General features: G+C 69.5%; 11 protein-coding genes. All 11 read right to left on the bottom strand.

What is annotated here, in order from left to right:
- Positions 1 to 90 precede the first annotated feature (90 nt).
- Positions 91 to 1,305 (bottom strand): M24 family metallopeptidase, encoded by a 1,215-nt coding sequence (locus tag ACWF94_RS19150; protein ID WP_453489316.1) that lies wholly within the window; start codon positions 1,303 to 1,305, stop codon positions 91 to 93.
- A gap of 7 nt (positions 1,306 to 1,312) precedes the next feature.
- On the bottom strand, positions 1,313 to 2,257 hold the full coding sequence (locus ACWF94_RS19145) for a hypothetical protein (RefSeq protein ID WP_453489313.1): 945 nt from the start codon (positions 2,255 to 2,257) through the stop codon (positions 1,313 to 1,315).
- Positions 2,254 to 3,114 carry an ABC transporter ATP-binding protein gene (locus tag ACWF94_RS19140; protein WP_453489310.1) on the bottom strand — a complete coding sequence of 287 codons (861 nt, stop codon included), beginning with the start codon at positions 3,112 to 3,114 and terminating at the stop codon, positions 2,254 to 2,256. The genes ACWF94_RS19145 and ACWF94_RS19140 overlap by 4 nt, the downstream gene beginning before the upstream one ends.
- A gap of 2 nt (positions 3,115 to 3,116) precedes the next feature.
- A complete protein-coding gene (locus tag ACWF94_RS19135) occupies positions 3,117 to 4,004 on the bottom strand; it encodes an ABC transporter permease (protein WP_453489307.1) in 888 nt (295 codons plus the stop codon).
- Positions 3,971 to 4,795, bottom strand: coding sequence for an ABC transporter permease (locus ACWF94_RS19130; RefSeq protein WP_453489304.1), 825 nt, complete (start codon positions 4,793 to 4,795; stop codon positions 3,971 to 3,973). The genes ACWF94_RS19135 and ACWF94_RS19130 overlap by 34 nt, the downstream gene beginning before the upstream one ends.
- A gap of 106 nt (positions 4,796 to 4,901) precedes the next feature.
- Positions 4,902 to 5,945: an ABC transporter substrate-binding protein gene (locus ACWF94_RS19125; protein ID WP_453489302.1), complete on the bottom strand. Its 1,044-nt coding sequence runs from the start codon at positions 5,943 to 5,945 to the stop codon at positions 4,902 to 4,904.
- 125 nt (positions 5,946 to 6,070) lie between these two features.
- Entirely contained in the window at positions 6,071 to 7,078 is a 1,008-nt protein-coding gene (locus tag ACWF94_RS19120; RefSeq protein ID WP_453489299.1) for a hypothetical protein, read from the bottom strand.
- A gap of 36 nt (positions 7,079 to 7,114) precedes the next feature.
- Positions 7,115 to 7,927 carry an alpha/beta fold hydrolase gene (locus ACWF94_RS19115; protein WP_453489296.1) on the bottom strand — a complete coding sequence of 271 codons (813 nt, stop codon included), beginning with the start codon at positions 7,925 to 7,927 and terminating at the stop codon, positions 7,115 to 7,117.
- A gap of 50 nt (positions 7,928 to 7,977) precedes the next feature.
- Positions 7,978 to 9,474: an aldehyde dehydrogenase gene (locus ACWF94_RS19110; RefSeq protein WP_453489294.1), complete on the bottom strand. Its 1,497-nt coding sequence runs from the start codon at positions 9,472 to 9,474 to the stop codon at positions 7,978 to 7,980.
- A gap of 161 nt (positions 9,475 to 9,635) precedes the next feature.
- Complete coding sequence (locus ACWF94_RS19105) at positions 9,636 to 11,234, bottom strand: ethanolamine ammonia-lyase reactivating factor EutA (protein ID WP_453489291.1); 1,599 nt, start codon at positions 11,232 to 11,234, stop codon at positions 9,636 to 9,638.
- Positions 11,231 to 11,952 (bottom strand): dienelactone hydrolase family protein (locus tag ACWF94_RS19100; RefSeq protein ID WP_453489288.1); only part of this gene is annotated, 722 nt, incomplete at its 5' end. The genes ACWF94_RS19100 and ACWF94_RS19105, both read right to left, overlap by 4 nt.

Raw genomic sequence — 11,952 nt, 5'->3', positions numbered from 1 at the left:
GGGGCCAAAACACCGCTCGGCTCACCGATGGGCCGATCACAGGTGATCGGCCTCACGGCTCGGAAGCCATCCGGTTCCGCGGTTCACGGATCAGGCGATGAGCAGTTCCACGGGAACGGCCTGGAGTTCGCGGTACCCGGATTCGGTGACGGCCAGGTCCGTGCCCCCGAGGAGCACATCCTTGCCGTCCTGTGAGATGAGGGTCGGCGAGATCGAGTAGACCATTCCCGGTGCGAGGACGAAGTCGGGCTGTTCCTCCTTGCCCGGCACGAACTCCCTCTGGACCCGGTGGCTGCTGCCCGGGTACTCGGGAGCGTCCATGCCGAACTGATGGATCTGCGAGTGGCTGGAGAACCTGAAGGGGGTCTGCTCGGCCGCTTCGCGGTAGGCCACGGCCAGCTCCGAGTGCAGTACGCCCGGCTTGACGTGGCTCAGCACATGCTCGCGGACCTTGAGGATGGAAGCGAACATGTCCGCGTGCAGCCGGCTGGGGGCACCCATCGAGATCTGCTGATCGGTGTGGCCGGTGTAGCCGCGGTAGCGGGCCATCGAGGTCAGAGTGAGCATGTCACCCGCTTCGATCCGGCGGGACAGGCACAGTTCGGCGACCGCCGGGTTCTGCGAGGCGTGCTTGCCGTACGACAGATAGAACCTCGTGTCCAGGTCGGCGCCTTCGGCCCACATCGCGCGGATGCCTTCCTGGACGACCTGGGCGCCCGTCATCCCCGGCCGTACGAAACCGCGGATCGTCTGCACGGCGCTGTCCCAGATACGGCACGCCTCCTCGATGACTGCCAGTTCCTCGGCGCTCTTCACCGTACGGGCGCTGGCGAAGACATCGGCGAGCTGGACGAGCCGGACGTCCGGCATGGCCGCCGTGAGCTGTTCGATGACCAGGTGGTTGAGTCCGGAGTCGACACCGACCCGCGCTCCGCTCGGGAGTCCCAGTTCCCTGATGCGGGCGACGATCTCCGAGGTGTCGCCCACCTGCCGCGGGGAGTGGATGTGGTCGCTGGCGGGACGTATGTCCTCGATCCACTCCTGAGCGTCCAGGAGGTACTCGACCGGGATGTCGACGATGTGCCGCCCGTTGACGAAGCAGGTCACCGGCGCCTCGTCCGCCGTCAGCACAGCGTAGTTCTCGCCCGGGATGCCATTGGTGAGATAGAACGCGTTGTGCCCGCTGGCGATGATCGCCTCGGCGCCCGCGGCCCGCAGGTACTTCCGGACCAGGGCATGGCGGCGGTCGCGTTCCGCGAGGGTCAGCGTGTTGTCCGGGAGGCTGGGCCCGACAGTTGTACTCATGATCTCCTCAGTTCCTCTGAGCGTTGTTCTCTTGGCCGGTCTCGGTCGCGAGACCGGCCATGGCTCCGGCGGCCGACGCGGCGCTCATGCCGATGGTCACGCCCATCGCGCGCGCCGTTTCGTTGGCGGCGGAGATGAACCCTTCGTGGTACGTGCTCATCGCGTCGTCGATGCGGGCGCTGAAGCAGGAAACGGCCGCCGCGGCGACGCCGATCTCGTCGCTGTCCCGCAGGCCGGCGATCCCGGACCGGTTCCGGGCCATGCCCGCGTCGTTGGCTATCCAGCCCCGCACCGGCCAGGTCCTGAGCAGGGCGGCCTTCGTACCGCCCGAGTGCACACCGACGACCACCACGTCCGAGCTGAAGTCCCCGTCCTCGGGCAGGGAGGTCAGGGTGCGTACGACGAGGATCCGGTGATCGCGGGTGCCGGCCATCCGGTGCACGGTGTTGTCCAGGGCGAGATCGGTCTCCCGGGCCCGGCCGCGCTCGGCCGCCAGCATCAGCTGTGCCGCCCGCCGCGCGGGCAGTCCTGGGCGCACCCCCAGGAGGGCCGCCGCCGTATTGACACTTCCTATCGTTCCGGCGGCCAGGGACAGCCCGTTGGACACCTCCCCGGTCTCCCCCGCCACGGCCGCCGCGGGGACCCCGTAGCGGTCGGCGAAGGGAAGACCCGCGATGCCGGCGGCGTCCCTGCCCACCCCGGCGTCATGGGCGATCACGCCCTTGACGCCCCGGGAGATCGCGTGTGCGACCGTTCCGGCCCCGCAGTAGGACGCCGCGATGACCACGTCGTCGTGACCGATCCCGGGAGCCCCGATGTAGAGCAGCGAGTCCATGGCGAACACCTGCCCGGCGGCCGTCCGCGCGATGGCCCGGACCACCTGGTGGCCCAGTGGGGCGGGGGCGGCGGCGTGTGCGCCCGCCCCTGGGTGGCCGGTGGGCTTCGGGGTCACGGCAGAATCCGCTCTGCGCGCGGGTCTGGTGTCGGCTCCGGGTCCGGGGTCCCGTTCGCGGGCGGCTCCAGGGTTTCGGGCGTCCCTCGCGTCGCCCGCCGGATCAGGCGGGCGACCTCCGAACGCAGGGTGACGAATTCCCTGCTCGCCTTGGTCTCGATCTGGTCGCGCTCGGAAGGGAGGTCGACATCGATCTCCCGCATGGTCCTGCTCGGTGAGCCGGTGAGGACGATCACGCGGTCGCCGAGGTAGACGGCCTCGTCGATGTCATGGGTGATGAGCATGATGGTCACCCCGTGGTTGCGCTGGACGGCGGCGACGAGGTCTTCGAGTTCGGAACGGGTCTGCGCGTCGACGGAGGCGAAGGGTTCGTCCATCAGCAGCAGATTCGGCCGATAGGCGAGGGCTCGTGCGATCGCGACCCGCTGCTGCATTCCGCCTGACAACTGCCAGGGATACTTGGCGTGATCACGCGCCAGGCCCACTTCGGCGAGCGCTCTCTCCACTCTTCTGGCGCGCTGGCTTCTGTCGGCCTTCAGGTAACGCAACGGCAGCTGGACATTCTCGGCCACCGTCAACCAGGGGTAGAGCGATCGCTCGTATTCCTGGAACACCATGGCCAGGTCGTCGGGAACCCGGGATACGGTCCGGCCGTTCATCCGAACGCTCCCGCTTGTCGGGCGCATCAGACCCGCGACGGACTTCATGAGCGTCGTCTTCCCGCAGCCGGACGGGCCCACGATCGAGACGAGTTCTCCCTCACCGATCCTGAAGCTGATCGAGTCGATCACCGCTTTTCCGGGAACATACTCGTAGTGGAGGTTCTCCACTTCAAGAACAGTCTTGAGTTCGCGCATTCTCATCCCGCCCTTTCACCGGTGTGCCAGCGGAGAAGCCGCTTCTCCAGCGTCACGAATGACAGATTGAGCAGGATGCCGATGACGACGATCATGATGATTCCTGACCACATATCGACAATCCTGAAGTAGTCCTGGGACTCGTCCACGAAGTGACCGATGCCATTGTTCGCGGCAACCAGCTCGCTGATGACCATGAGGTTCAAACCCAGAGACAGGGCCACCCGCATGCCGGCCAGGATTTTGGGGCCGGCGGCCGGGAGTACGACGCGGCGCAGCCGTGCCGCCCGGCCCAGTCCGAATGCGCGCGCGGTGTCCAGCTTTACCCGGTCGACGGTCCGCACGCCTTCGACCGTGTTCAGGAGTACCGGCCACAGGCTCACGAAGGCGATCAGCGAAACGCGCATGTTGTCGCCGATTCCCAGCAGTACGAGAAACACCGGGAGGACGGCAGGGCTGGGAATCGAGCGCATGAAGTCGAGCACCGGTCTGGCCATGTCCGCGGCGAGTGGAGACGAGCCGATCAGCACGCCGCCAGCGATCCCGACGACGACCGCGAGCGCCCATCCCGCGAGAAGGCGCCGCAGACTTGACACGACATTCTCCGTGAACAGATCCGTCACGAAGGGCAGTTGATCCGAGAACCACAAGGTGCGTGTGGCATCCAGGATATCGGCCGGTACGGGGAAGTAGCCGGAGGTCGAGGACTGGGCCATCCGGTGCCAGACCACAACCGCGACCACGAGGACACCCCAGCGCACGATCAGGTCGCGTGCGATCCTGGCCATCCGAGCGTACGCCGGCGAATTGGCGGGTGCCGCCGGCTCCGCCGGGCCGGCCTTCTGGAGCCGGGGGGTCATCGTGAAACCCCGTTCATTCCGTGCCGCCATGCGAACAGCCTGTTCTCGACAAGCGTCAGAACCAGGTTGATGGCGATTCCGAGAACGCCGGCGAGCACGGACGCGCCGAGCACCAGTCTCGTATCGCCGACCAGGCTGGCGCCCAGGATGTAGGAACCGATGCCGGTGGGTGACCCGGCCACCAACTCGGCGCCGACGACGACGATCAGGGCCAGGCCGGCCGAGATCCGGATACCGGTGAACACGAAGGACGCGATGCTGGGGATCACCACCCAGCGCAGCACGGCACGGCGCGGCAGCCGGAAGCTCCTCGCCGTGGCGACGCCGACCGGGTCGATGTCCCGCGTCCCGTACAGCGTGTTGAGCAGGGTCGGCCAGAGGGCCGCCAGCAGCGCGAGGATGACCTTCATCCTGGTCTCGGTCCCGGCCGCGAGCATGAAGACGGGGATGAGCGCCACGGCCGGCAGGTTCCGCAGTATCTCGATCGGGACCTGCGCGGCCCGCGCGGCCACCGGCAGGGATCCGATGGCGACACCGAGCGGGACGGCGATCAGGACCGTCAGGAGCATGGTCAGGCTCCATGCCGTCATGGTCCAGCCCATCGCGGCGGCGAAATCGCCGTTCCAGAGCAGCGCGTAGGCCGCGTCGAGGATCTGGAGCATGGTGGGGAACGACTCCCCCAGCCATCCGGCCAGGGTCGTGAGCTGCGCGATCGTGAGGAAGATCGCCACCCCCATCGTTCCCCGGATCGCCGGGCGCATCGACTCCCGTGCTCCGCGCCGCGCGGTCCGCCGGACGTCGCCCCGGTGAACAGGCTCCACGGCCGAGGGGGTTGTGCCTTTCCCCGTCGCGGCTCCTGGTGAGCTGGTATCGGACACTCTCGTCACCATTTCCGGTGCTCGGTCGTCTCGGTGGGCGGGCGGTGCATCAGTCGCCGATCTCCGGCACGGAGATCTTGTGGTCGACGACTCCCAGGTCCCGCATGATTCCTGCCAGTTCCTGGAGATCCTTTTGATCGACTTCGGGGGTGAACCCGGGCAGCACCAGGTTCTTGGTCTGCTCGGCCTTGAAGGTCGTATAGGTCGGGAGCACGCGTGTGACCACTTCGGGCTTGGTCCTGATGGTTTCGGTGGCCTTGACGATCGCCCGCCGGAAGGCCGCGATCGTGTCGGGATTCGCCTTGGCATAGGCAGTGCGGGTGTTGTAGCCGACCAGCGGGAATCCTTCGAACGGGCCGGAGAACGCGTCGAAAACGATGCGGTATTCGCCCGAGGCGAGCAACCCGCCGAGTACCGGTTGCGGCACACAGGCGGCGTCGACCTCACCCTCGTCGATACTGGGCTTCATCTCTGCCGCCGCGAGCTGCACATAGGTGGTTTTGCCGTCGTCCCGTTTGATGCCCTCCTGCTTGAGCGTCGTGTCCAGCAGCATGTTGCACATGCCCGGCGCTCCGGTCACCGCCGCCGTTTTGCCGACGAGATCAGCCGGCTTCCTGATGCCGGACGCCTTCGGGACAACGAATGAGGCATAGGTCGGAACACCGCTGGTGGCCCCCATGATCGGGGTGAGGGGGACCTTCTTGTCAGCGGCCAGCAGGAACGCCGACCACGGAATGCCCGCGACATCGAACGATCCGCCGACCGTCGGTGCGACGGGCGAGCCAGGCGGCATCTGCTTGGTTTTCACCTCCAGCCCTTCGTCGGCGAAATATCCTTCCTCCAGCGCGACGAAGATCGGCAGGTAGTCGGCCAGCGGAAGATACCCGACCGTCATCGACTTCCCTTGGGGTTTGCCGCCCGGGGTGTCCTCGCCGGACTCCGAGTCGGCTCCACACGCGCTGAGGGCGAGCAGCGCCACGATTGTCATCACCGACACGAGGGCTCGTTCGGTCTTCGATGCACGGGTGAGTGTCTTCGATGCGGTGAGTTCCGTACCGCGTGGTGAGGGTGAGACATTCAATGCCTTCTCCATCCAACCGTTGTCGGGAGCTGCCCCGACATTCTGCAGACCATGCAATTAACGTCTTGGCGTCGGATGCTGGCAGATTGTTAACCCAGGGTCAATCGTCAGTTCCGGGTTTTCTGCCGGACCGCGGATCAGGCGAACGCGAAGTCGGTGCCGAGACCGCGAGAACGGGCCCTGTCGTAGATCGCGCACGCGAGGGCGATGTCCCAGAACCCGCCCTCGGAGTCCTTGAACACGATCCGTTCGTCCTCCGATGTCCGGCCCGGCACCTTGCCGGAGGTGATGTCACCCAGTTCGGAGACGCTCTCCCAGCCGAGGTGTCCCGCGGCGGTGAGACTCAGCAGCGGGTGCCCTCGGTCATCGGGAAGCCAGGGATCGGTCCACCCCCGCTCATGGATCTTCGAGCCGACGACGATCCTGTCGGCCGCCAGGTGCACCGACGGATCGATCTCGTTCGGGTGCCCATAACTGAGCAGCAAGGTGCCCGCGTCCCTCATCGGATCGGCGTGCAGGACGGGTTCGAGGGACGATGTGCCGACCAGTGCGATCGGGGCACCGCCGACGGCGACGGCCGCCGAGTCGACAGCCCTCACCGCGATACCGAGTCGTGCGGAGACCTCCTCGGCGAACGCCGTGCGTTTGGCTTCGGTACGGCTGAAGACCCGGATCTCCTTGACGGGACGCTGCTGTACGACGGCGGCGAGGACCGAGCGCAGATTGTGTCCGCTGCCGATCACCCCGATCGTGTCGGCATCGGCGGGTGCGAGCAGTTCTGTCGCCAGAGCCATCGTGGCGCTGATGCGCAGGGGGCCGAACGGGTAGGACATCACCGCCAGCAGGTCACCGGTCGGCTCGTCGTAGACGGTGGCGATGGCGGGCACCGTCCTGGCGTCACCCCGGCCCGCGGGATTCACCCGGGCGCCCGACCGCCTCGGCTCACCGACGGCTCCGAGGACGACACGCAGGGCGCTGTTCGCCATGGGGAGCATCATCGGGGCCCTGGCGTCGATCTGCTGCCTGGCCTGGGCGTTCGCGGCTTCTCGGATGACCTCCGTCGCCGTCGGGAGGTCCATCAGCTTCAGCACCTCGTCCATCCGCAGCAGCAGGGTCATCGCGGTTCGCCCGCTGCCCTGGTCCACGCGCTGTTCTCGGTTCCGGCTGTTGTTCTTCGGCGATCATCCATCGGGGTCGGGTCCTCTCGTACGGATGGGTGACTGGATTCGGTCGTGTCCGGACGCCGCCGGCCACGAAGCCCGCTCGGGCGGACCGGACAGCGGGCCCGGGACGGGTGGTGGCTGCCGGTCCCCGGCCCAGGAGACGAGGGCCCGGGTGACCTCGTACGGCCGGTCGAGGGTGGAGAGATGGCCGCACTCGGGCACGGTGGCGAGCCGGGCGCCGGGGATGCCGTTCGCGATCTCGGCCGCCAGCGCGGGCGGCGTCACCTCGTCGCTCGCGCCGGCCAGCACCAGGGTGGGGCAGCGGATGGCGGCGAGGCCGGGCCGCGAGTCGGGGCGGTCCTCCATGGCCCGGAGCTGCCGCAGATAGGCGTCCGTTCCGGTTTCCTCGGCCATCAGCCGCACCAGCGCCCGCCGGGTGCCGTCGTCCGAGCCTGCGTCGTGGAAGTAGCGGGGGAAGAGCAGGTCGCTCAGCTCGCCGAGGCGCCCGGCGCGGGCGAGGGCGGCATGGCTGCGCCGCCCTTCCCGCTTCTGTGGGGTGTCGGGCCGTGCGGTGGTGTCCAGCAGGGCGAGCCTGCTGACCCGGTGGCCCGCCTGCCGCATGATCTCGAAGGCGATGTAGCCGCCCAGCGACAGTCCGGCCAGGGCGAACCTCGGCGGTGCGCAGTCCAGTACGCGCCGGGCGAGCGCGGGGAGGCTGTCGTCGTGCCGGATGTCGGCGACCGTGACGGGACCGTACCGCCACAGCTCGGGCAGCTGGTCGGCGAACAGCCGTGGTGAGCACAGCATGCCCGGGATGAGCACGATCGGCACCGGTTCACCCGCCGGCTCGGCCCACCGGGGCTCCGACGGCCATCGGGCGGTCATGAGGTGGCCTCGCCCATGGCGAGCCACACCGTCTTGGTCTCGGTGTACTCGTGAATGGCCTCCGGGCCGTTCTCCCGGCCCAGCCCGCTCTCCCGGTATCCGCCGAAGGGCGCGGCATGGCTGGTTCTGCGGTAGGTGTTGATCCAGACCGTGCCGGCCCGCAGCCGCCGGGTGACGCGGTGGGCGCGGCCGACGTCCCTGGTCCACACCCCGGCCGCCAGTCCGTAGCGGGTGTCGTTGGCGATCCGTACCGCGTCGTCCTCGTCCTGGAAGGTCAGCAGGCACATCACGGGTCCGAACACCTCGTCCCGGGCGATCCGCATGTCGTTGGTGACATCGCCGAAGACGGTCGGCGCGACGAAGTAGCCGCCGAGGCGGGCCGCGTCCGGATCCCGGCGGCCTCCCGTGAGCAGGGTGGCGCCGTCCGCCTCCGCGATGTCGAGGTGGCGCAGCACTTTCTCGTACTGGGGACGGCAGGCGACCGGGCCCATCCGGGTGTCGTCGTCCAGCGGATCGCCGAGCCGGATCGTCCGGACACGTTCGACGAGGCGGGCCGCGAACTCGTCATAGCGGCGGTGGTGCACCAGGACCCGGGAGCCGGCCATACAGCTCTGGCCGGTGCCGTGGAACAGTCCGGTGACGGCCCCCTCCACGGCCGCGTCCAGATCCGCGTCGTCGAACACGATGTTGGGAGACTTGCCGCCGAGTTCCAGCGAGACGCGGGCGAGCCGGTCAGCCGCCGCGGCGGCGATCTTCTTCCCGGTGGCGGTGGACCCGGTGAAGGCGATCTTGTCGACCAGTGGGTGGGCGGCGAGCGCGGCACCGGTGGAGCCGTCGCCGGTCACCACATTGAACACGCCGGGCGGGAATCCGGCTTCGAGGACCAGCTCCGCGAACCGGAGGGTGGAGACCGGGGTGAACTCCGAGGGCTTCACCACGAAGGTGTTGCCCGCCGCCAGTGCGGGACACAGCTTCTGGCACAGCAGGGCGAGCGGGCTGTTCCAGGGGGTGATCGCGGCGACGACGCCGATGGGTTCGCGGACCGTGTAGGTGAGGGTGTGGGGGAAGGAGGTGGGGAGGGTGTGTCCGTGCACGGTCTCGGCGATGCCCGCGTAGTAGTGGCAGAAACCGGCGAGTGCCCTGGTCTGGCCGAGGGCCTCGCGCAGCAGTTTGCCGTTCTCCCACACCTGGGTGCGCGCCAGTTCGCCCTCGCGTTCGAGGACGAGGTCACCGAGGCGCCGGAGCAGCCGGGCACGTTCCGCCGGGCCGCTGTGCGGCCACTCGCCGGTGTCGAAGGCGGTCCGCGCCGCGCGAACCGCCGCGTCGACATCGCTCCTGCCCGCCCCGGGCACCGTGGCCCACGGCTCGCCCGTGCTGGGGTTCACGGCGTCGAAGCGGCTGCCGTCCACGGCGTCGGTCCAGTGCTCCCCGATGAGCATCCGGTAGGTCTCCGGGGCGGCCGGTGGGCCGGCCGCCGCCGTCGTGGTCTTCATCGAGGCTCCATCTGTTGCGGGCTGTTGCGGGCTGTTCGGCCGTTCTCGCGGTTCGGCCGTTCTCGCGGTTCGGCCGGTGGACCGGGAGGCGTGTGCGGTGCAGGGCGCGGGTTCGGTGCGCGGATTCGGTGCGCGATCCAGGACACGATGCGGTGCGCGGTTCAGGGCGCGGTGGCGATCGGCGGTCCGTCCGGTGCCGGGTCCGGACCGGACGCGGCGAACAGCAGCGACTTGATCACCAGCGGGACGACCCGGCTGGGACGGGCCGGCTCGCCGATGTCCACATAGTCGAACTCCTCCAGTTCGACGCCGTCGAGGCAGATCAGCGGTGCTGTCACCGCCAGTTCCTCGGTGAGCAGCGCCGCCAGCGACCGGCCCACGTCCCCGTCGAGGAGGACGACCAGACACCTCCCGTCGGCGAGGTGCCGTGACATGCCTTTCACCAGCCCCGCCGCGAGCGCCCGCAGTCGCGGATAGGTCGTCTCACCCGGCCAGCGCAGGGCCACCGCGACCGCGCCGGCGCCCGCTGCCGTGTCGTGGACCCGGGCCGCCGCCGTGACCGCGCCCGCCACCACGTCCGTACAGACGGGCCCCGACAGATCGAGCCGGGGGCGCAGCACGGGAACGTCACGGAGCGGCAGTGCCGCCTCCGAGGACAGCCCCACGGTGTTGCCGCTGACCTGGACCGTGAACTGCGAGGCGCCGATCACGGTGGCGCGGATCCGCTGGGCGGAGCCGAGCACCGGCAGCGGGAGTCGGCCGTCGCGCAGCGCCTCGTTCAGCTCGGCGGCCAGCGGGACGGCGAGATCCCCGAAGCTCTCCTTCTCGGTGTCCGCGAGGTATTCGGCCACCCCGCCGGAGAAGCTGACCGCACCGGGCCGCACCCCGGCGGGCCGGTCGTCGGCGAGCAGCAGACCGGGCGGATACCCCGGCGGTACCGCTCCCCGGGTGGCCACGCCGACCAGTACATCGGCGAAGGCGCGGACCAGCCGGCTCTCGTCCTCCGCCCGGAGTACGCCGCCGAGCCGGAGCGGAATCCCGGCCGCCCGGGCGATCTCCAGCGCGGGGGCGTCGGCCCGTACGACATGGCCGTCCTCGTACGCCACCAGCCGGCCGCCCACCGCGACGGCGGCGGTGCCGAGCACCTCGCCGTCGGCCAGTACGGCGATCTTGCTGGTACCGCCGCCGATGTCGATGTGCAGTGTGGCGTCCGGCCGGCCCCGTGAGGCCGCCACCGCTCCCGAGCCGTGCGCGGCGAGCACCGCTTCGAGGTGATGGCCCGCCGACGCGCAGACGAAGGTGCCCGCCTCGCCGGCGAACAGGTCGGCGATGGCCCGCGCGTTGGTCCGCTTGAGCGCCTCGCCGGTGAGGATCACCGCACCGCTGTCCACGGCGGACCGCTCGACACCGGCCTGCTCATAGCAGCCGCTGATGAACGCGCCGAGCTGTCCGGCGTCGATCGTGTCGTCCGGTACGTAGGGAGTCAGCAGCACCGGGGAGCGCCAGAGCACCTCGCGCTCGACGACCACGAACCGGCTGGAGTGGTCCTGCGACCGCCGCCGCAGATGCACCCGGGCGAACATCAGATGTGTGGTCGAGGAGCCGATGTCGATGCCGACGGTGAGCATCTCGACATGGTCCGCGTTCCAGGCGTACGACTGGGCGTACGCGCGCTGGTCGGCGGTCAGCGGGGGCCCGCCGTCCCGGGTGCGGACGGAATCGTCGCTTGCGGCGGGCGGCCGGGACGCGGTGGTCGTCACCGCCGCGCTCCGGTGGCGAAGGCTTCATCGAACAGCGCGCGCATCGCGGCCCAGGACCGGCGGTCGGCACGCTCGTCGTAGCCGACGCCCGGCACGCCGTAGTGGTCGGACGCGGGATTGGTGAAGCTGTGCTTCGCACCGCCGTAGGCGATGAACTGCCAGTCCGCACCGGCGCCGCGCATCTCGTCCTGGAGGGCGGTGACGGTGTCGGGCGCGACCAGGGGGTCCTCCGCGCCGTGGCACACGAGCACCCGCGCCCGCACCGCGCCCGGCTCGGCGGGCCGCTCGGTCCCGAGGCTGCCGTGAAAGCTGACGGCCGCGCGCAGTTCGGCGCCGTCGCGCGCCAGTTCCAGTGCGACGGTGCCGCCGAAGCAGAAGCCGATGGCGCCCAGGCGTTCACCGTCCACCTGGGGCAGCGCCGCCAGTGCGGCAAGGCCGGCGCGGGCCCGCCGCCGGAGCACTGCCGGGTCCTTCTTCAGCTCGTCGACCAGGGCGATCCCTTCGGGGAGCGAGGCGGTCTGCCGGCCGTCACCGTACATGTCGAGCGCCAGTGCCGCGTAGCCCAGTTCACTGAGCATCCGGGCACGCTCGCGTGCCTGGTCGCCGAGGCCGAACGCGTCGGATGCGATGAGGACGCCGGGCATCGGCCCGGAAGCCGACTCGTCGTAGGCGAGAAAACCCCGCAGATTCAGTGGCCCGTCGGAGTATGCGAGATCCG

The sequence above is a fragment of the Streptomyces sp. NPDC055078 genome (assembly GCF_053607985.1).
The sequence above is the reverse complement of the archived record's forward strand: the minus strand, read 5'-3'. Positions and strand labels throughout refer to the sequence as shown.

Bases quoted from the DNA above. Each gene is read 5' to 3' on its own strand.
- ACWF94_RS19110 (WP_453489294.1), bottom strand. From the start codon at position 9,474: ATGAAGACCACGACGGCGGCGGCCGGCCCACCGGCCGCCCCGGAGACC.
- ACWF94_RS19125 (WP_453489302.1), bottom strand. From the start codon at position 5,945: ATGGAGAAGGCATTGAATGTCTCACCCTCACCACGCGGTACGGAACTC.
- ACWF94_RS19140 (WP_453489310.1), bottom strand. From the start codon at position 3,114: ATGCGCGAACTCAAGACTGTTCTTGAAGTGGAGAACCTCCACTACGAG.
- ACWF94_RS19150 (WP_453489316.1), bottom strand. From the start codon at position 1,305: ATGAGTACAACTGTCGGGCCCAGCCTCCCGGACAACACGCTGACCCTC.
- ACWF94_RS19135 (WP_453489307.1), bottom strand. From the start codon at position 4,004: ATGGCGGCACGGAATGAACGGGGTTTCACGATGACCCCCCGGCTCCAG.